Genomic DNA, 21,007 nt, shown 5'->3' on the forward strand with positions numbered 1-21,007 from the left:
GTCAGATTTTTTGTTTGGTGAGGTGGTGTAAGCTTCAGGCAGAAAGCGAGTTCTGCCTGAAGTTTGTTTTAGTGCTGAAGCAAATAGCTTTTAAAGCCAGCAAAGTCTGTTTTTAATTCGTCGGCTTGTTTTTGCCTGCCACTTAATTCTTCTACTGAACTTGGAATTTCGATTTTAGCTGCTAACAATGGTGGAAAAATATCTGGGAATTTACAAGCGTGTGCGGTGGATAAAAATACTGCTGGGGCTTCATCCTCAGTTTGTTGTCTGAATTTCTCTACAGCTAAGTAGGCAATTGCTGTGTGTGGACAAGCGATATAGTCGTATTTTTCGGCAATGGCTTTAATGCCTGCTAAAGTTTCTTCGTCCGTAAAACGATAAGCGCTTACTACTTCTTTTAATGCCGCAGTATCTTGCTTAAATAAATCCATAATACGTACCCAGTTGCTAGGTGCCCCTACGTCCATGGCATTGGCATAAGTTTGTACGGATGGTTTGGTTTCATAAACACCTGTTTCCAAAAAGCGGGGAACCGTGTCATTTACATTGGTAGCCGCAATAAATTGTTTTACAGGCAAGCCCATTTTGTAGGCCAATAAGCCAGCACCAATGTTACCAAAGTTTCCGCTAGGCACAGAAAATATCACCTCCTTAAACCCTTTTCTTTTCAGTTGGGCATAAGCGTTGAAATAATAGAAAGTTTGGGGGATCAACCGGGAGATGTTAATGGAATTGGCCGAAGTTAAACGGAATTTTTGGTTCAGTTCTTCATCGGCAAAGGCCTGTTTAACCAAAGCTTGGCAGTCGTCAAAAGTGCCATCAACCTCAATGGCCCTAATGTTTTGTCCAAGTGTAGTTAATTGTTGCTCTTGTATGGGGCTTACTTTCCCTTTTGGGTAAAGAATGGTTACTCGAGTATTTGGCACGCCTAAAAAGCCAAGTGCTACGGCCCCGCCCGTATCGCCCGATGTAGCCACCAAAACGTCTAGTAATTGTTCGCCATCTTTCAGGTAGTAGCCCATCACTCGGCTCATGAATCGGGCACCAAAATCTTTAAATGCTAAGGAAGGGCCATGAAAAAGCTCTAGCACAAAAGTATTGTCATCCAAAGGAACTGCTGGTGCTTCAAAGTTAGCCGCTTCTTCTACCAATGCTTTTAAATCATCGGCTGGAATTTCGTCTTTCAGCAAAGCAGAGGCTACTTCGTAAGCAATTTCGGTAAGGGCGTATTTTTCGATATTGTCGATGAAAGAGGCAGGTAGTTGAGGGATTGTCTCGGGCATGTACAGTCCTTTGTCTAAAGGCATGCTGTTAAAAACAGCCTCTTTAAAAGAAACGCGTAAGTCTTTATTGTTGGTTGAATAGAATTTCATTTTAGGGTATAAGGTTTAGGGTTATTAGGTGTAAGATTTAGGGTGCAAAGTTTAACCTTAAGCCTTGCACCTTTTACCTTACAGCTTTCTCGGTCCTTCGGTATTTACTTCAGACACGTAAGCCTGACTTTGAATATTGATTTGGTGTAAGTGCATTTGTTGTGCTTTGGTAATCAGTTTAGCGCTTTCCTCATCTTTGGTTAAGGCAAAAACCGATGGGCCAGAGCCAGAAATGCCGAAACCTACCGCACCATTTTCCATGGCTAACTTGCGCAGCACTTCAAAATCGGGGATGAGGATAGAACGTGTAGGCTCAACCAAAACATCTTTCATGCTGCGGCCAACCAAATCTAAATCGTTTAAAAATAGGCCGCTCACCAAGCCTGCAACATTTCCCCATTGGGTAACGGCATCTTTTAGCTGTACTTTTGCACGAATCATTTGTCGGGCATCCTTGGTTGGTACATCCACTTCTGGATAAACAATGGCTGCGTACATGCCTTGCGGTACGGGCAGCGAAATCACATCCAAAGGTTCGTAGCTGCGCACCAATACAAAACCGCCCATAATGGCAGGAGCTACATTGTCGGCATGGCCGTAACCACAGGCAATTTCTTCGCCTTTCATGGCAAAGGGTACCAGGTCTTTTGCAGTTAGCAAATTGCCCATGAGTTGGTTAATGGCATAAAGTCCTGCAACTGTACTGGCCGAGCTAGAGCCCAGGCCACTGCCAATTGGCATTTTTTTGTGGAGTTCTATTTCTACCCCAACATCTTCTCTACCGATATGGGCCAAATAATGCTTTACAGAAGCACTTACGGTATTTTTATCGCTATTTAGTGGAAGCTTCCCATCGTCGCCAGTAATTTTTAGTAAACGAACGCCAGGTTCTTCCACCAAGCGCATCACCACCTCATCGCCGGGAGCATTTACGGCAAAGCCCAGCACGTCAAAGCCGCATACCACATTGGCTACCGTTGCTGGGGCAAAAACTTTGATTTCTGTTCCAGGCGCTGAAGCTGGTGGGTTTGACTTTTTATCACTTTTATATTGTAAAGTGTCCATTTTTGATTTTCTATATTTTAATTGAACGTTTCGTCATTGCGAGCCTGCGAAGCAATCCTAAAGCATCTTGTACAATTGGTAAGATTGCTTCGTGCCTCGCAATGACGGTTACTTGGTGATTACGGCGTGGCTACGTTAATAATATCTGCAAATACACCAGCAGCAGTAACTTCGGCGCCGGCACCTGGGCCTTTTACCACCATTGGACGGAACTTATACCTGTCGGTCACAAAAGAAATGATATTGTCGGCACCAGAAAGGGCATAAAACGGATGGTCTTCGCCCACCATTTGCAGACTAATCTCTACTTTGCCATCTTCCAATTTACCGATATAACGAAGTACTTTTTTCTCGCTTTCAGCAGTGTTTTTCAAGTTCTCGAAATAGGCCGCATTGTTCTTTAGTTCCTCATAAAATGACTCTACCGAATCAGCTTTCAAACAGGCCTCAGGTAAGATATTGTCGATTTTAACATCTGATGCCTCTAAAGGATAACCGGCGTCTCTCGCTAAAATCAGCATTTTGCGCATAAAATCCTTACCATTCAAATCGTCGCGTGGGTCAGGTTCGGTATAGCCTAAGTCCTGTGCTTCTTTCACGATGTCGTAAAAAGCTTTATCACCTTTAAAGCTGTTGAAGATGAAAGAGATGGTTCCTGATAAAATGGCTTCAATTCTATCGATTCGATCACCACTCATCATTAGGTTTTTCAAAGTTCCTATGATAGGCAGGCCTGCACCTACGTTCGTTTCGTAGTAGAAATCTACACCGTGTTTTTTAGCGGTATCCTTAAAAAGCTTGTACTGTGCAAATTCGGCGGAATTGCCTTTTTTGTTGCAAGCCACAATGGATACGCTGCTTTCGAATACCTGTTTGTAAAAAGGAATTGGCGCCTCACTTGCCGTGTTGTCTACAAAAACGCTGTTTGCTAAATTTAGCGACTGCATTTTAGCGACAAATTCTGATAGATTGGCTTGCTCGCCTTTTTCTTCTAGAACAGCCTCCCAGTGGTCAAGATCAATGCCGTTAGCATCAAACACCATTTTTCGGGTGTTGGCAATGCCTACCACTTTTACTTGCAGGTCATTTTTTTCGGCCAAAAATTGGCTTTGGGCTTTGATTTGATGGAACAAGGTTTTTCCAATATTTCCTGTGCCTAAGCAATAAACATTTAAGGTGCGCTTTAAATCGGTATAAAAGGCATCATGTACGGCATTTAATGATTTCGCCAAGTCATCCTTACTGATGATGACCGAGATGTTATATTCCGACGAGCCCTGTGCTATGGCCCTCACATTAATACCATTACGGCCCAGTGCGTGGAATAGCCTGCCGCTCATGCCGGGCGTACGTTTCATGTTCTCGCCAACAATGGCCAATACCGCTAAATCACCTTCCACTTCAGGGTAAGCCAATTTGCCAGCCGCTAACTCTAGCTCAAATTCTTTGTTGATGATAGTTACCGCTTTGGCGGCATCAGGAGGGTTAACTGCAAAAGTAATGCTGTGTTCCGAAGAAGACTGGGTAATTAGGATCACGTTGATTTGCTCCCTTGAAAGTAGCGAGAATAAACGGCCACTAAAGCCTGCTTTGCCTACCATGCCACTACCACTTAAATTGATGATGCTGATATGGTTGATAGAGGAAATACCTTTGATCGGTAAATCTGAAGGTTTGATATTGCTACGGATGAAAGTACCGGGAAACTCGGGTTCGAAAGTGTTTTTGATCACCAACGGAATTTTCTTCGCGAAAGCGGGTACCATGGTTGGCGGATAAATCACCTTGGCGCCAAAATAACTCAATTCCATGGCTTCGATATAGCTCAATTCATCTAATGAAAAAGCTTTTTTAACGATGCGGGGATCGGCCGTCATCATGCCGTTCACATCAGTCCAAATTTCAATTTCGGCTACATTTAAAGCTGCTCCCCAAATGGCTGCGGTGTAATCAGAGCCACCACGACCTAAAGTAGTGATTTTGCCATCTTTGGTGCTGGCAATAAAGCCGGTTACGAATAGTACTTTGTCTTGATGTTGTTCGTGGAATTCTTTGATCAATGCGTCCGTTAATGCAAAATCTACTCGGGCATTGCCAAAGTTATGGTCGGTTTTAATCAGCTGAGAACCATCCACAAACCACGAATTGTCGAAATACTGGGTAGCGATGTGGCTCACCATCATGTTCGAGCACCTTTCGCCAAAGCTTACAATAAAATCCTTGGTGCGTAAGCTCAGTTCTTTTAAGCTGGCAACTGCTTGTAGGGCATCTTCCAACTCATTGAAAAGAATTTTTAACTTGGTTAGAATTGGGTTTTGCGCCGCTGCGGGCAGCAAAGCTTTAACAACTTCAAAATGTTTTTTCTCGATACCGCTAAGCTGTTCCTGATAGTTTTCGCCTTTTTCGGCCAAATCTGCCATTTCTAGAAGAAGATTGGTTACCCCGCTCATGGCCGATAATACAACTATCGGATTGGCATGCTTTCTTTCTTCTTGTACCAGCTTTAGCAGCGTTTTAATGTTCTCGGTGGTACCTACGGATGTACCGCCAAATTTGAGGACTTTCATTCGTTTATTTTATTAGTTTTCAGTGGTTAAAAAAAAAGCGCTCCCGAGTATCGGGAGCGCTTTTTGTGTTTTTTATGTTTTTTCAATTTTACACAAGATTATTGCTCCCGATAGCTTTGCTTCCGGTAATAATAATGGTGGTAATAATTGATGCGTTGAAATTCATTTTTATTTGTTGGTGTATTTTGTACACTGCAAATAAGGCCATTATTTTTTATAAATGCAAATATTTTTGATGAATTTTTTAATTTTTTTAGCCGTGTATTGTTAAGTTGGCTGTATAGCGGTGCTATTTTTGATAAATCCTTAAAATATCTACTGCTTGGCTAGTATTTTTTCAAAACATACACTATTGTGGATTCCCTCATATTGGCCATAATTGGGAATAAGGTGGTAGCCGTTTTTTTGATACAGTGCAATGGCGTCTGGCTGGCGTTTGCCTGTTTCGAGCACACATTTTAAGAATTGCATTTCATGTGCCCATTCTTCAAGCTGTTGTAAGAGCAAACTTGCGGCGCCTTTGCCGCGGTAATTTGGCCGGGTAAACATTCGCTTAACCTCCATGGTATCGGCAGTATAGGCTTTTATGGCGCCACAGGCTATGGGAGTGTCATTGTGGTAAACCACTACAACGTGGTTAATGTTGTCTATTTTATTGTACTGGGCATAAAACCCGTGCTCTTCGCCATCTATTTTGGCTAATTCGGCATCCAATAATTTAACCAGGGCAACAAAATCGGGGTTTGAAGAGGTGGTTCTTTTAACGGAAAAGGTCATGGTTGAAATCTAAAAATCAAATATAATTAAATGGTGTTTTTAGCGATAGATACTGAGATTTTTTTTCGAAAAGCACTGTCCATGCCATGATTAAACGCAGGCCCCGCCATGCGCTCATACGCCTGCAGGCCTTAGCCACAGGCCGGTATCCGCTGCTGTCGGGTTTAACAAGGGCGTGCAGTGCACAGGTTAAGGTTAGCTAAACCCGATAGGAGCGGAAATACTTTTATGCGGTGGGAAAAACCTCGTAGGTTTGATGGGAATGGAGCAAAGGAAAACCTACGAGGTTTACGGCAGGGGGATAAAAGATTGTAGTGCATAGCGGGGCTAATGCTGCGATGAAAAGCTAACGAACATTCCTTCTCAAAAATAGAATTTGATGTTTTTATAATGACGATCAGTAGAATGGTTCGTGGTATAGGCATTTCGTCATCTCGACCTTGTGGAGAGATCTTTGGATATGTTTATACAATGGTTAGTGCGGTGGTTGGTGATAACACCAACCACAGGTCTAAATACTTTTTGTTTGGCCTGCTATCCTGATCCCGAAACTTCGGGATCAGGATCTGTAAGGTGGCGCAATGCAGAAGTAGATTCCTCGTTCCTCGGCATGACAGGCAACAAACAAAAAGATCGTAGTGCATAGCGGGGCTAATGCTGCGATGAAAAGCTAACGAACATTCCTTCTCAAAAATAGAATTTGATGTTTTTATAATGACGATCAGTAGAATGGTTCGTGGTATAGGCATTTCGTCATCTCGACCTTGTGGAGAGATCTTTGGATATGTTTATACAATGGTTAGTGCGGTGGTTGGTGATAACACCAACCACAGGTCTAATAACGATCAGTAGATGATCTTATGGCTTGTACTGTCATCATCCATTACAAAATTAAACTAGCACCCTGTATTATCACCCACCATTAGAGAAGCGAAAATCCGAAGGATTTCCATCCTTATAGAGAAATATGTATGCGAAATCATGCGACTCCGTAGGAGTCGTACCCAAAGGACATAGGTCTATTTTTATAAATATTTGACCTCTTCGAGGTCTTAAACCTGAATTTATGGACAAGGTTTATACTTTTTGCTCATGGAACCCAGGTTTATTAAACCCGATTGTAATGGAAAGCCCACAGCCGAGTGAAACGAGGCGAGGACTTGTAATGAGCGGGGCAGTGGCAGCCAATTGGCGGTAATGTTGATTTTCTAATGATTGGCCTGCCATAAAAAATATTTAGGATAAAACTTCGCCAGTTTCTTAGTACTTTTGGCCGTTAAAAATAGCAACCAGATATATGGATGGGCCTTGTTTGATAGATAAAATAATGGAGGTTCATCGAAATTCAAAATAGATAAAAAAATAAATGAAAAACACCGCTTTAACCGAGAAACACGTTTCGTTGGGCGCCAAAATGGTTCCTTTTGCAGGCTACAATATGCCTGTGCAATATGAAGGTATAAACGCAGAGCATGCTACTGTACGCAATGCGGTAGGCGTTTTTGATGTAAGCCACATGGGCGAATTTATCCTTAAGGGAGAAAATGCCTTGGATTTAATTCAGCGTGTAACCAGCAACGATGCGTCGAAACTTTATGATGGCAAAATCCAATATTCATGTTTGCCTAATGAAAATGGCGGTATTGTAGATGACCTTTTGGTTTACCGAATCGATGGAAAAACCTATATGTTGGTGGTAAATGCCTCGAACATTGAAAAGGATTGGGATTGGATCCAAAAGTTTAACGATAAGGATGTGGAGATGCACAATATTTCTGACAAGACTTCTTTGTTGGCGGTGCAAGGTCCAAAAGCGGCGGATGCTTTGCAGTCGTTAACAGATATGGATTTGGCTTCGATGGAATATTATACTTTCAAAAAAGGCAAATTTGCGGGCATTGATAATGTACTGGTTTCGGCAACGGGTTATACCGGTGCTGGCGGCTTTGAGATTTATTTCGAAAACCAATATGCAGACCAAATTTGGGATGCTATTTTTAAGGCAGGTGCCGAGTTTGGCATTAAGCCAATTGGTTTGGGCGCTCGTGATACGTTACGTTTGGAAATGGGTTTCTGCTTATATGGCAATGATATTGACGATACCACTTCGCCAATTGAAGCTGGTTTAGGTTGGGTAACCAAGTTCACCAAAGAGTTTACCAATTCGGCTGCTTTGCTTGCACAAAAGGAAGCGGGCGTAAGCCGTAAGTTGGTTGGGTTTGAAATGATTGACAGGGGTATCCCCCGTCATGATTACCTGATTGTTGATGCCAATGGAAACCAGATTGGCAAAGTAACTTCAGGTACGCAATCGCCGTCTTTGCAGAAAGCCATTGGTATGGCCTATGTAGCGAAGGATTTCGCCAAAGAAGGTACTGAAATCTTTATCGACATTAGAAATAATCGGGTAAAAGCTCAGGTAGTTAAGTTCCCTTTTCTTAAGAAATAGGTTGTAGGTTTTAAGTTGTAAGTTCTGGGCTTACAACTTAAAACGTATAACTTAAAACGTATAACTTAAAAGATGCCCAAAATTGAAGTTTGTTTAACGCCTGCCCTGCTCGATTTATATCCAATCGAAAACAGTATTGTTGTAGTGATTGATGTTTTGAGAGCTACTTCTTCTATTACTTACGGGATCGAAAATGGTGCTGAAGCCATTATCCCGGTAATGAATGTGGAGGATTGCTTGGCCTACGCTGATCAGGGCTATTTGCTGGCTGCTGAGCGCAATGGAGAAGTGGTGGCAGGTTACGATTTTGGCAATTCGCCTTTTTCGTACACCGCCGAAAAAGTAGCGGGAAAAACCATTGTGCTTACCACCACCAACGGCACAAAGGCCATGCATTTGGCGCAAGAAAGAGCATATCAGGTTATTGTAGGCTCTTTTTTAAATCTTTCGGCCGTTTGCGAATATCTGAAAAAACAGCATAAAGATGTGTTGTTGCTGTGTGCGGGTTGGAAAGATAATTTCAATTTAGAGGATACCCTGTTTGCCGGAGCTGTTGTAGAACAACTTCAGAAGGATTTTGTAGTTGGCGACGATTCTAGCGTGGCTGCCTTGGATATGTACCAATTGGCCAAAGGCGATTTGCGTGGGTATCTTCAAAAATCTTCTCATAATCATCGTTTAATCAAGCTGAATATCGAAGAAGATGTTCGCTTTTGCCTAAAGATTGACGTTTGTAAGGCCATTCCTTTGCTGCAGGGCGAAATGCTGGTTGCCCTGGCTTAGTTTCTTTTTGTTTACGGTTGATTTTCTTGTTTCCCCCCGGAAACAGCAGTTTTACCGATCCTTAATGGGCCGGGTTTAATGAATTAAAATCCTATTTGGGGATTTCTGGTTTGTGCAAGGAGCTGTTGAAAGCTTTCACTGTCTCTAATGGTTTTCAACGTTTCTTCGTGTGCCAGCCAGTAAATTGTTTCTGCTTTTCTGGTATCAAAAGTATTGATCTCGCCCATTCCCTTGGGTTCAATCATCAAGTTGCAAAATCTCGATTTCCTTTCCATGTCGTGGTTGATAGACATGATGGCCGCTCTTTGCATTAATCGGGTGATGCCCACAATTTTATCAACCGGCCTTAAGTGGTTGCAGGTTGATCCAATGATATAGTCACTATGGTTTAAAAGTGGTTCTACGGGGAAATTGTTCAGCACGCCACCGTCTACATGCATTTGGTCGTGGATCATGATGGGTTTAAATACACCAGGGATACAGCACGAAGCGTGGATGGCCCTTACCAGAGGCCCTTTGGAGAAATAGGCAACATTGCCTTCGCTAAAATTGGTGGTACAAATGGTAAGGGGAGTTTTTAAATCTTCGATATGTGCGGGAAGATGCTCTTTGAAAATATCGGCTGTTCTTTCAATGTTGATTAAGCCCAAGGAACCCAATGCTGGTCTTACAAACTTAATTAAGCGGGTTTTCATGAAGATGTTGAATGCTTCTTCGGGGTCTATGCCGGCCGCATAAAAGGCACCGGCAATGGAACCTGCGCTGGTGCCCACAATATGGTCAAATTTAATTCCTGTTTTTTTCAGGGCACTGAGCACGCCCAAATGGGCAATGCCTCTTATTCCGCCTCCACTTAATACAATCCCGATTTTCATATGTGGTGTTAATGTGATAATTTGTTGATGTGATAATTGAATAAGGTGTTCATCTGCTAATTAGGTCATCATCGCATTAGCTAATCATGATTTGCTTGGTTTTGGTTTATATTTTGATTTGGCCAAGATGGTTTGTGCATCTGTGTCGGCCATCAATTGCTGTAAGGTTACCTTTGGATTTTCTTTCATGTATTTCCTTACAATTTGCCAGCCGGTCCATATGCCCAACTTGGGAGCCGATTGGCTGTTTTCCCCTAAGCCGGGGGTAAATGGTCCTTCACTTAGGTACACCTGTATTTTAGGATAATCTGTTTCGTAAAGCAGGTTGCTTTCCAGGTAAAAAGCCCAAAGTTCTGTTTCAAAGCTTTTACACCAATCCAACTGTTTTTGGGTGTAGCCAATTTTAATGCTGTCGGGCATGTTATTGGGCATAACTTGGTCCATAAAATATAATATTTTGCCATTGTAAATCATTTTTGCCAACAAGCTGCGATCTTCATCTCTCTCCTTAAATAGATTTTCTCGCACATAATATTCACTTACCCGGGGAACGATATATTCAGGGGTAAATCGTTTGGAGATATACAATGGGATGCTTTTTACCAATGCGCCATAAAACTTGCTGTCCTTACCTAAAAACATATCGAGGCCTATGCCAACATAATCATCGCCGATGGGTGTTTGATAGGCAAATCCAGATAGGAAACCTATGAAACGAGGGATAGGCGCTTTGGGGTAATAATATTTAATGTATTTAAAGGCCTGGGTTAAATCGGCTTCGGCTTTGTTGAGGTTGGGGAACACACTGTCTACTTCCTTGTTCAGGTGGGTATAGGCTTTGTCCTCGTAAATGCCTTTAAGCACTTCCAAACTGGTAAAGCTATCGTTGCCTACCATTTTAAAGATAAAATCCTCGTAAAAAGGGCCGTATTTTTTGTGCAAAAGGCTATCGGTTAATTTAATGTCCTTTCCTTTGTGTTGGTAAAGATCCTTGTCGAATCTTTCTATTTTGATAGACAGGTCAATTTTACTTACATCGGGTTTATTGCTTTGCGTGCACGAAAAAAATAGGGCAGTGCATAAAAAAAATAGATAACTTTGGCGAGGTTTCAATGCTGGTGTCATTGCTAACAAATATAAAAACTACAAACAGGAAACCATCATCATTTACAAAATCATGATGGACCGCGAACAATTTAAACATAAATCGTTACTCATGAAAAGAATAATTTTAGCCATGTTCCTTATGGTTGCCACTACGCAGGTTTTTGCACAGGTGAGATTGGGATTAACCGCACATCCAAACTTCGGTTTCCTTAAAATAGAAAACGGAAAAGGTAGCGGGGTAAGTACAGGTTTTAGCTACGGTTTAATGAGCGATTTTGAATTTGCCGAAAACTACAGTTTTGCCACCGGCTTAACGGTAACTACCATTAACGGTAAGGGAACTGCGTTAAACTATCAACCTTACCATGGAATTGCCGCTACTAATGCCGAATATGATGTAAAGTTTAAGATGCAATACCTCGAGGTTCCGCTATCTGTAAAGCTGAAAACTGACGAGCAGAATGACATTAGATGGTACGGCCAATTCGGTTTAACTGCCGATATCAGGATTGGTGCGAGACAGGACGTGAAAAGCAATAACAACACGGCATTGGCCGATGATGTGAAAGCGGCTGACTTTACCAAGTTTTTAAGAGCGGGCATGATTATTGGAGGTGGTATGGAGTACCGCATGAGTGGGAAAACCAGTTTAATGGGCGGTTTAACCTATAACAATGGCTTAACCAATATTGCCAAAGATGGTGCAAGTATCCGCAACCATTACGTTGGACTAAATATTGGTGTGTTCTTTTAAGGGCTACTAAAAAACATTCAAACAGGCCTAAACGGCTTGTTTTTTATCTTTATAGAACACGCAGACGATGAAAATAGCACTGGCTCAACTCAACTACCATATTGGGAATTTCGAAAAAAACACGGAAAAAATCATTGCGAATATCGCAGCAGCAAAGGCCAGGGGTGCCGATGTGGTGGTGTTTGCCGAACTGGCCATTAGCGGTTATCCGCCCCGCGATTTTCTGGAATATGAGGATTTTATCTCGCTTTGCGAAAAAGCGGCGCAAGAAATAGCCCTGCACTGCAAAGACATTGCCTGTATTGTTGGCATACCCATTAAAAACCCTGTAATTGAAGGTAAGGATTTGTTTAATGCGGCTTATTTTATTGCTGATGGAACCGTAAAACAGGTGGTTAAAAAATCGCTGTTGCCTACTTACGATGTGTTTGATGAATATCGTTATTTTGAGCCCAATACCGTATTTGAGTGTGTACAGTTTAAGGGCAAAAAAATTGCCCTCACCATTTGCGAAGACCTTTGGAACATTAACGACAATCCTTTGTATGTGTCATGTCCGATGGATGAATTGATCAAACAGCAGCCCGATCTGATGATCAACATCGCGGCCTCTCCTTTTGATTATGGTCACGATGAAGATCGTATCAAAATTTTGGCCGACAATGCCAAAAAATACCAATTGCCCTTGTTTTACGTGAACCAAGTAGGGGCGCAAACGGAAATTATTTTTGACGGCGGCTCGCTGGTTTTTGATCAGGAAGGTGTACTAAAGGCCGAAATGAAATATTTTGAGGAAGATTTGCAGCTATTTGATTTGGACGAGGTAAAGCATGTTAAGCGCAAATATCCAGCTGCGGAGCGTGCTTTGGACATTGAACAAATACATGATGCACTGATTTTGGGCATTAGGGATTATTTTGCCAAATCTGGGTTTAAGCGGGCTGTTTTGGGACTTTCAGGTGGCATTGATTCGGCGGTGGTTTGCGCTTTGGCCTGCAGGGCACTGGGAGCCGAAAACGTGATGGCGGTATTGATGCCTTCCAAATACTCTACCGATCACTCCGTTAAGGATGCCTTGGATTTGGTAAACAACATTGGCTGTAAGCACGAAATTATCCCTATTAAAGAGGCCGCCGATGCTTTCGATAGCATGTTGGCCAAACCTTTTGAAGGTTTGCCCTTTAACTTGGCCGAAGAAAATATCCAGGCCCGGTGCCGGGGTATTGTGGTAATGGCCATGTCTAACAAGTTTGGTTATATTTTGCTCAATACTTCTAATAAAAGTGAATGTGCGGTAGGCTACGGAACTTTGTACGGTGATATGTGCGGGGCCATTAGCGTCATTGGCGATGTGTACAAAACACAGGTGTTTAACCTGGCCAGACATATCAACAAGGACCAGGAAGTTATTCCGGTGAATACGATTGTTAAACCACCTTCGGCGGAGTTGCGCCCAGACCAAAAGGATTCGGATTCGTTGCCAGAATATGATGTTTTGGATCAAATTCTTTACCAGCATATTGAACTTAAAAAAGGTTCGAGAGAAATTATTGCACAGGGTTTTGAGGAAGCTTTGGTGAAACGTATTTTGCGCATGGTGAACCTTGCCGAGTTTAAGCGCTACCAAACACCGCCAATTTTAAGGGTGTCACCAAAAGCTTTTGGCATGGGCCGCCGTATGCCAATTGTAGGTAAGTATATGGATTAACTTGTTTTTTACGGTAACTATTATGGTTATGGCTGGCCCTGAAATGATTCAGGGCGATGCGTTAAGCAATGCTCCGTCATGCTGACCACGAAGTAGCTGCGAAGCAAATTTATTTCAGTAATAGTTTTGGACTTAATTATGAGGTAATTAGGTTTCGGCTTCTAAAAATAAATTGGATGTCTGATGCTAGCCTTTAAGGAGACTTACGAAGTTTCTAAACGGCGAAGCCTCAATATTGGCTTGAAAAAAACATACTAAAGTTAAGCTTCGTAGGCCTGTCTTTGCACTTGGGCTTTTCTAACTAATCTATTGATTGTTCAGGGCTGGTGATTTGCTTTTCTTCTTTTTTGGCCAATAAGGTTTGTAATAGAAGCAGCCCAATGCCGGTCATGATGGAAACATCGGCCATGTTAAAAATACCGGTTTTAAAGAGTACAAAATCCATGTGTAGGAAATCGGTAACGGAGCCATATACAATTCTGTCGTAGATATTGCCAATGCCCCCGCCAATTAAAAAACATACACCTATTTGCATTAATTGAGGTAGGTTGCGGTTACTATAAAGAAACCACAGGCCGTAGGCCAACACTAAAATAGGTAGTATTGTTAGCAAGGTTATGCGTACAAAATTGGGGAGGTTGCTGCCCGCACTTAGGAAAGCGCCCGTGTTTTCTACTTTGGTTAACGTAAAACGATCTTTAATAATGCTAATTTGCTCGTAAGGTTGGATGTTTTTTCGGGCAATTACTTTCGAAACCTGATCGCAACCTAGGTTAAGTGCTACAATTACTAAAAGCAAAGCAAATTTTATAGATTTCTTTTGGTTGATCATTTCTTAATTGGATAGGGACGGCCACGGGTACACAAAATGATTTTAATTTTTATCGGTGCATTTTGTGGCCATCATTTATTTCAAAAACCATTTTTTCAATAGGATAAATCCTGCCGCTAATAACGCCAAAAAAGTGCTAACTATTGCCACCACATCGCCATGTTTTACATAGAAAGTGATGTGGTCGTTCAGGTTGATATCTGCTTTTAATGCGGTACGGGTCCACCATTTGGATTGCTTTATGACATCGCCACGTTGGTTGATGAAGCCAGATATACCTGTATTGGCAGATCGTACCACGTATCTTCTGGTTTCGATGGAGCGTAGTTTGGCGTATAGGAGGTGTTGATCTTTGCCAGAGGTGTTGCCCCACCAGCCGTCGTTGGTAATGATGGCAATGAACTGGGCACCTTGCTTAACTGAGCCCGAAATCCAATCACCCCAAATGGACTCGTAGCAAATCACCGGCGCTACCCCAATACCACTATAGGCATAAAAAACGCCTGGTTCTTCTTGCCAGCCCCAGCCTGAAACACTGCCGCCCAGCTTGCTGAAAACTGGGCCCAAAAATGAAAATATTTTGGGGAAAGGCATTTTTTCAACGCCAGGAACTAATTTAGATTTGTGATAGAAGGCAACGTTGGCAGAGTTTTCTACCTGCATGGCCGCATTATAGTTGTCGTAATAGCCGCCATTGGGGTTCACTTTTGCAGAAAGCGTTTTTTTATCGTTGTAAAACCTCACACTTTCGATACCTGTAATGAGGGTCCCGTTTTTGTATTTCGACAGAAATTGTTGTGCGATTAAAAAATCGGAATTGGACCTGATGCGGTCTTCATCAGCATAATTTGGGATGGCGGTTTCGGGCCATATAAAGTACTCGGTATTGGTTTGTCCAACCGAATCGGACAGGTGTGTTAATATGTCAAGCTGTTCAACGGCTGATATGGCACCAAATTTCTGGTAGGGATCTATATTGGGCTGTACGGTAACCACATTTACAGGAACACTTTTCTCTTCGTAATTTTTGTATCGGTAAAGGGAATATCCGATAGGAAAAATGAGGAGCATGGCCCAAATTCCTGCCAAATGATAGTGCTTTTGGTTTTTGATTTTCTGGTAGGCTTCAAAGGCTAAAATGTTGCTCAGTAAAATCCATAGCGAACCCCCATAAACGCCTGTAAATTCATACCATTGTACAATTTGGTGCATGCCTGCAAAGCCATTTCCTAAAGTCATCCATGGAAAAGCCAGGTCCCAGGTTTGGTGCAGGTATTCCATGCTGATGTAGAAAGTGATTAGGCCGGCATAGGCGAGGGTTTTGTTGGTGTAGGTACTCAATCGATAATACATCCAAAGGGCAAAAGTCATAAGCAATGCGCCCAATCCGTAGGGAATTAATGATACCAAAAGTGAAATAATGGTGCCTATAAATCCGGTGTTTACGGCATTAATGGAGTTAAATACCCAGTAAATGGAAGCGGTGTTCCAAATTACAAAGCATAGTCCTGCGGTGAGGAATATTTTTTTGCCTTTTTTATTTTCGGAGTTTGCTTTGATGTGGTTGATAGCCATCAACAAAGGGACTAGTCCAACAAAAAGTAATGGTGCCAACCAGTTGTGTGGCGGCCAGGCCAACCACATCATGAAAGCGCTCAGTAACGCGAGCAGTGTTGTTTTTTTTGTCATTTTTGGTTTTCGTCATTGCGAGGCACGAAGCAATCTTAAAGCGGCTTGCCTTACATTAGTTGTAGGATTGCTTCGTGCCTCGCAATGACGTTAAAGTTGCCTACATACTATCTAAAATAGCCGCTTTTTTGTGTTCGTACTCCTCACGGGTAATCAGCTGCTTGTCGTATAAAGTTTTTAGCTTGATCAGCTTTTGCTCAATTTCGTCTTCTTTGCTGGTTTCAATCACTGGGGTTTCTGGAATTACAATCGCTTCTTCAATAGGCAACTCAATGACTGGCGTAGCGGCTGGAGTAGGGATGTTGAATGAAGATGCCGAAGCTCTGTTTTCTTCCAGTTTTTGCTGCCTTAACATTTCTTTATACTCTTCCAGTTGTTGGTTTGCCGCTTGGTGTAGCTTGCGTACCTGTGTTTTAGGAATGAAATCAGTCACAATGTTTTCACCTGATTGTGGTACACAAATGAACTTAGAACCTAACAAGCCTTCCTTGAAAGAAACTTCTTTAACGTTTTTCCAAGAAATATCCTTAAAGTTCATGGTTAGGCCCAGGTTGCTTGGCGAACAATAAAAAATTCTTTTGTTGCTAATGGCAATACAATCAGGTAGAAGGTTTACGGCAGGTTTTTTCTGTACAGCTAGGTACAAAATTTCTTCGCCATTGGTTAATAAATCGTTTAGCTTACCTGCTACTTTTTCAACGGCCTTTGGGTCTTGCTCGTCGGCCAAAAATCTATCTATGTTAATCATTATCTTCTTTTGTCGAATATTTGTTTTTATGTTTTTCCGTCATGCTGAATTCGTTTTACTTCGTAGCTTTCCGTTTTGCTTCAGGCCAGCGCCGTTTATGCAAGTTAATTTAGCCGATGCTGAACTAAATTCAGCATGACGACCGTGTTTGGCATGACGGCCGTGTTAGCTAATCGTTTAACTCTCTGTATTTGCCTTTACTCTCTGTTCCGTCATGCTGAATTTATTTCAGCATCAGTTTTGCAAAATTTAACTTGGCGGAGGCTAATTCATTTTACTTCGTAGCTTTCCGCTTTGCTTCAGGCCAGCGCCGTTTATGCAAGTTAATTTAGCCGATGCTGAACTAAATTCAGCATGACGGCCGTGTTAGCTAGTCGTTTAGCTCTCTGTATTTGCCTTTACTCTTTGTTCCGTCATGCTGAATTTATTTCAGCATCAGTTTTGCAAAATTTAACTTGACCGAGGCTAATTCATTTTACTTCGTAGCTTTCCGCTTTGCTTCAGGTCAGCGCCGTTTTTGCAAGTTAATTTAGCCGATGCTGAACTAAATTCAGCATGACGACCGTGTTTGGCATGACGGCCGTGTTAGCTAGTCGTTTAGCTCTCTGTATTTGCCTTTACTCTTTGTTCCGTCATGCTGAATTTATTTCAGCATCAGTTTTGCAAAATTTAACTTGACCGAGGCTAATTCATTTTACTTCGTAGCTTTCCGCTTTGCTTCAGGTCAGCGCCGTTTATGCAAGTTAATTTAGCCGATGCTGAACTAAATTCAGCATGACGACCGTGTTTGGCATGACGGCCGTGTTAGCTAGTCGTTTAGCTCTCTGTATTTGCCTTTACTCTTTGTTCCGTCATGCTGAATTTATTTCAGCATCAGTTTTGTAATAACTTTATTTAGGTTTCTTCTTCTAATTTGTAGAATAAATCTTCCCAATCGGGATTAAAATTATTAATTAGATTTATTTTCCATTGTCTTTTCCAGTTTTTAAGTTGCTTTTCTTTAGCTATAGCTTCTTCGATAAGCATGAAATTTTCATAGTAAACTAATTTATAGCAGTTATATTTTGCTGTAAATGAACTAGGGTAATACTTCTCTTTATGTTCTACTATCCTCGAAAATAAATCGGAAGTTACGCCAATGTAAAGTACGTCATTATCATAATTAGTTAAAATATAAACACTTCCTCCACGTACCATGTTTTTTTTCTGTCTTCATACTAAATTCATTTTACTTCGTAGCTTTCCGCTTTGCTTCAGGTCAGCGCCGTTTTTGCAAGTTAATTTAGCCGATGCTGAACTAAATTCAGCATGACGACCGTGTTTGGCATGACGGCCGTGTTAGCTAATCGTTTAACTCTCTGTATTTGCCTTTACTCTCTGTTCCGTCATGCTGAATTTATTTCAGCATCAGTTTTGTAAAATTTAATCTAGCCGATGCTGAACTAAATTCAGCATGACGACCGTGTTTAGCATGACGACCGTGCTAGCTAACTGTCTAACTTTGCGTATTTGTCTTTATTCTTTGTTCTTTTATCCTTGCTCTCATTCCCACCCACACAAATTACAAATTCTCCTTTTAAAATATTGTTTTCAAAATGTGATTTTACTTCTAATACCGTACCACGCACATTTTCTTCATATACTTTGCTAAGCTCCCTGCTTACCGAAACAGGTCTATCTCCTCCAAAAAACTCTGCAAATTCAGTTAATGTTTTCAGTAATCGGTGCGGACTTTCGTAAAAAATCATGGTTCTTTCTTCCAGAGCCAATTGCTTTAACCTGGTTTGTCTTCCCTTTTTAACAGGTAAAAATCCTTCGAAAACAAATTGGTCATTAGGTAGGCCCGAGTTTACCAGGGCAGGCACGAAAGCGGTGGCACCTGGCAAACAAGTTACTTCTATTTCGCTCTTTAAAGCTTCGCGAACCAAAAAAAATCCCGGATCAGAAATGGCGGGTGTTCCGGCGTCAGAAATTAAAGCAATGTTTTGCCCTTCCTTTAAAAACTTGATGATTTCGGCAGTGGCTTTATGCTCGTTATGTTGGTGATGGGCAAATACCCGTTTATCAACGCCAAAATGTTTTAACAAAGGGGCACTGGTACGCGTATCTTCGGCCAAAATCAAATCTACTTCTTTTAAAATACGTATGGCCCTAAAAGTCATATCCTCTAGGTTGCCAATGGGTGTAGGTACGATGTAAAGCTTTCCTTCCATGTTGCCAGTTTCGGGTTACGGGTTGCGATACTGAGTTAGCATTATAAAAACATACAACTCATAACAGATAACACGTAACTCTTATTATCTTTGTGAAAAATTAAAATAATGCTGCAAGTTAACTATATCCGCGAAAATAGAGAGAAAGTTTTAGAGCGATTAGGCGTTCGTCATTTTAAACAGGTTGAGCTGGTTGATCAAATCATCTCCGTTGACGAGGAGCGTCGTTCCACTCAAGTTTCGTTAGATAACCTGTTGGCCGAGGCAAATACCGCTGCAAAACAAATTGGCGAATTGATGCGCAGTGGCAAAAAAGAAGAAGCAGAAGCGATTAAAGCAAATACGGCATCTCATAAGGAGAACATTAAAGTTTTGACTGAAAAGCTCAACGAAGTAGAGGAAAAACAACAATCTCTAATCGTACAACTTCCTAATTTGCCATACCATTTGGTAAAAGCAGGAAGCAGTGCCGATGATAACGAAGTGGTTTTAACGCATGGTGAGCCATCGGCTTTGCCAGAAGGTGCATTGCCACACTGGGAGCTGGCCGCTAAATACGATATCATTGATTTTGAATTGGGAACTAAGATTACTGGTGCTGGTTTCCCTGTTTATAAAGGAAAAGGGGCAAGGTTACAACGTGCGTTGATCAATTTCTTTTTGGACCATGCCACCGCCGCTGGCTACAAAGAAATGCAGGTGCCTCATTTGGTGAACGCAGCTTCGGGTTTTGGTACTGGGCAGCTGCCGGATAAGGAGGGACAGATGTACCATGTGGGTGTGGACGATTTGTACTTGATTCCTACGGCAGAGGTACCCGTGACCAATTTGTACCGTGATGTGATTTTGAAGGAAGAAGATCTACCCATTAAAAATACGGGTTATACTCCTTGTTTCCGTAGGGAAGCGGGTTCTTACGGTGCCCACGTACGTGGCTTAAACCGTTTGCACCAATTTGATAAGGTTGAGGTGGTGCAAATTACGCACCCGGATAAATCTTATGAAACGTTGGAAGATATGAGCCAATATGTACAATCATTATTGCAGCAACTGGGCTTGCACTATCGTGTATTGCGTTTGTGTGGTGGCGATATGGGCTTTACTTCGGCCATGACCTACGACATGGAGGTTTGGAGTGCGGCGCAGCAACGCTGGCTAGAGGTATCGTCGGTTTCGAACTTTGAAACCTACCAAAGTAACCGCCTAAAATTGAGGTTTAAAGGAAAAGAAGGGAAAACCCAGTTGGCACACACCTTAAATGGAAGTGCTTTGGCTCTGCCTCGTATTGTGGCCTCAATTCTGGAGAACTACCAAACCCCTGAGGGAATTGTTATGCCGGAGGTTTTGAGAAAATACACCGGTTTCGATATCATCGATTAATCTATTTTAAGGTAGAGGATCATTTCTACCTTTAACAAATCTTTTAATGAAATTAGCCCCATCATTTTTTTGAGGGGCTTAATTTTGTAGTCCCTTAGCGAAAGCTCATGTGCGCTGCTGCAACGGTAAATTTCCTTCGTTTTAGAATAGTTGAACTGTAGTGTGTCCAATCGTTTTTCGCCAGCAATACAGATACTAGCAATGGCTTCCGAAGTGCCACTATTTTCATTGTAGCTTTTCAGGAAGTTGATCTGATGGATCACAATGCTGATGTAGGGAAATGCCCGGTAGTTCATCATTTTCCTGTAGTCGCGGTCCATTAAGTTACTGCCCGAACTAAATGCGACTACTTCTGCATCTATCCTTGCGTTTTTTAAGGTGATCGTGCTTTTGTTTTTCTCTACATTGATGCTGCTGTTAGGTTTGAGAGTCTTCTCGTAGGTAAAGGTGAATTTATTCACGTTAGAGCTGCCTTTAATCAAAATACTGCTCTCTGGTAAAAGTTGGAGCTGGTATTCTTGCGCATCTGTCAATTTTATGATAAGCAGCAAAAGAATGCTGAGTAAGTGATGGGGAAATGTGCTCATGATTTTAGAATATTGTAACCATTAAATTGTCCTCCCCCTTACCCCCTCAAAGAGGGGGACACATGGGCTTAACTAGGCGATTTGCATATCCCCCTTTGGA

At 41.9% G+C, this 21,007-nt stretch carries 17 protein-coding genes; 5 read left to right on the forward strand and 12 right to left on the reverse strand.

The features are described from left to right. Positions 1–68: 68 nt before the first annotated feature. The 4 genes from thrC to DUT71_RS13135 all read right to left on the reverse strand — a co-directional run bounded on the left by thrC (position 69) and on the right by DUT71_RS13135 (position 5,782). Positions 69–1,373 (reverse strand): threonine synthase, encoded by a 1,305-nt coding sequence (gene thrC / locus DUT71_RS13120; RefSeq protein WP_113662997.1) that lies wholly within the window; start codon positions 1,371–1,373, stop codon positions 69–71. 78 nt (positions 1,374–1,451) lie between these two features. Continuing rightward, positions 1,452–2,438 (reverse strand): homoserine kinase, encoded by a 987-nt coding sequence (locus tag DUT71_RS13125; protein ID WP_113662998.1) that lies wholly within the window; start codon positions 2,436–2,438, stop codon positions 1,452–1,454. Positions 2,439–2,557: 119 nt separating this feature from the next. Next, entirely contained in the window at positions 2,558–5,005 is a 2,448-nt protein-coding gene (thrA, locus tag DUT71_RS13130) for a bifunctional aspartate kinase/homoserine dehydrogenase I (RefSeq protein ID WP_113662999.1), read from the reverse strand. A gap of 315 nt (positions 5,006–5,320) precedes the next feature. Then, the gene (locus DUT71_RS13135) at positions 5,321–5,782 is read right to left on the reverse strand and encodes a GNAT family N-acetyltransferase (RefSeq protein ID WP_113663000.1); all 462 of its coding nucleotides are present in this window, start codon (positions 5,780–5,782) and stop codon (positions 5,321–5,323) included. Positions 5,783–7,148: 1,366 nt separating this feature from the next. Between DUT71_RS13135 and gcvT the strand changes: the two genes are divergently transcribed. Both gcvT and DUT71_RS13145 read left to right on the forward strand, forming a co-directional pair. Then, the gene (gene gcvT / locus DUT71_RS13140; RefSeq protein ID WP_113663001.1) at positions 7,149–8,231 is read left to right on the forward strand and encodes a glycine cleavage system aminomethyltransferase GcvT; all 1,083 of its coding nucleotides are present in this window, start codon (positions 7,149–7,151) and stop codon (positions 8,229–8,231) included. A 72-nt stretch (positions 8,232–8,303) separates the two neighbouring features. Continuing rightward, positions 8,304–9,014, forward strand: a complete 711-nt coding sequence (locus tag DUT71_RS13145; RefSeq protein ID WP_113663002.1) for a 2-phosphosulfolactate phosphatase — start codon at positions 8,304–8,306, stop codon at positions 9,012–9,014. An 83-nt stretch (positions 9,015–9,097) separates the two neighbouring features. Here the strand turns inward: DUT71_RS13145 and DUT71_RS13150 are convergent, their stop codons facing one another. Together DUT71_RS13150 and gldB are read right to left on the reverse strand one after the other, a co-directional pair. Continuing rightward, positions 9,098–9,889 (reverse strand): patatin-like phospholipase family protein, encoded by a 792-nt coding sequence (locus DUT71_RS13150; RefSeq protein WP_113663003.1) that lies wholly within the window; start codon positions 9,887–9,889, stop codon positions 9,098–9,100. An 84-nt stretch (positions 9,890–9,973) separates the two neighbouring features. Then, a complete protein-coding gene (gene gldB / locus DUT71_RS13155; RefSeq protein WP_113663004.1) occupies positions 9,974–11,014 on the reverse strand; it encodes a gliding motility lipoprotein GldB in 1,041 nt (346 codons plus the stop codon). Between the two features lie 91 nt (positions 11,015–11,105). Between gldB and DUT71_RS13160 the strand changes: the two genes are divergently transcribed. After that, positions 11,106–11,750 carry a porin family protein gene (locus DUT71_RS13160; RefSeq protein WP_113663083.1) on the forward strand — a complete coding sequence of 215 codons (645 nt, stop codon included), beginning with the start codon at positions 11,106–11,108 and terminating at the stop codon, positions 11,748–11,750. A 67-nt stretch (positions 11,751–11,817) separates the two neighbouring features. Then, positions 11,818–13,458: an NAD+ synthase gene (locus DUT71_RS13165; protein ID WP_113663005.1), complete on the forward strand. Its 1,641-nt coding sequence runs from the start codon at positions 11,818–11,820 to the stop codon at positions 13,456–13,458. A 301-nt stretch (positions 13,459–13,759) separates the two neighbouring features. On the opposite strand, the gene lspA is transcribed toward DUT71_RS13165, so the two are convergent. From lspA to rsmI, 5 genes are all read right to left on the reverse strand, one after another. Beyond that, positions 13,760–14,290, reverse strand: coding sequence for a signal peptidase II (gene lspA, locus DUT71_RS13170; RefSeq protein ID WP_113663006.1), 531 nt, complete (start codon positions 14,288–14,290; stop codon positions 13,760–13,762). 75 nt (positions 14,291–14,365) lie between these two features. After that, positions 14,366–15,979 (reverse strand): apolipoprotein N-acyltransferase, encoded by a 1,614-nt coding sequence (lnt, locus tag DUT71_RS13175; RefSeq protein ID WP_113663007.1) that lies wholly within the window; start codon positions 15,977–15,979, stop codon positions 14,366–14,368. Between the two features lie 100 nt (positions 15,980–16,079). After that, positions 16,080–16,727, reverse strand: coding sequence for a PH domain-containing protein (locus tag DUT71_RS13180; RefSeq protein ID WP_113663008.1), 648 nt, complete (start codon positions 16,725–16,727; stop codon positions 16,080–16,082). Between the two features lie 894 nt (positions 16,728–17,621). Then, positions 17,622–17,924, reverse strand: a complete 303-nt coding sequence (locus DUT71_RS13185) for a GIY-YIG nuclease family protein (RefSeq protein WP_113663009.1) — start codon at positions 17,922–17,924, stop codon at positions 17,622–17,624. A 290-nt stretch (positions 17,925–18,214) separates the two neighbouring features. Continuing rightward, positions 18,215–18,940: a 16S rRNA (cytidine(1402)-2'-O)-methyltransferase gene (gene rsmI, locus DUT71_RS13190; protein WP_113663010.1), complete on the reverse strand. Its 726-nt coding sequence runs from the start codon at positions 18,938–18,940 to the stop codon at positions 18,215–18,217. Positions 18,941–19,048: 108 nt separating this feature from the next. On the opposite strand from rsmI, the gene serS reads away from it, so the two are divergent. Beyond that, the gene (serS, locus tag DUT71_RS13195; RefSeq protein ID WP_113663011.1) at positions 19,049–20,320 is read left to right on the forward strand and encodes a serine--tRNA ligase; all 1,272 of its coding nucleotides are present in this window, start codon (positions 19,049–19,051) and stop codon (positions 20,318–20,320) included. Here serS and DUT71_RS13200 read toward each other — a convergent pair. Next, positions 20,317–20,907 (reverse strand): hypothetical protein, encoded by a 591-nt coding sequence (locus DUT71_RS13200; protein WP_162796045.1) that lies wholly within the window; start codon positions 20,905–20,907, stop codon positions 20,317–20,319. The genes serS and DUT71_RS13200 overlap by 4 nt on opposite strands. Positions 20,908–21,007: the final 100 nt, after the last annotated feature.

The sequence above is a fragment of the Pedobacter nanyangensis genome (assembly GCF_003313505.1).
Classification (GTDB): domain Bacteria; phylum Bacteroidota; class Bacteroidia; order Sphingobacteriales; family Sphingobacteriaceae; genus Pedobacter; species Pedobacter nanyangensis.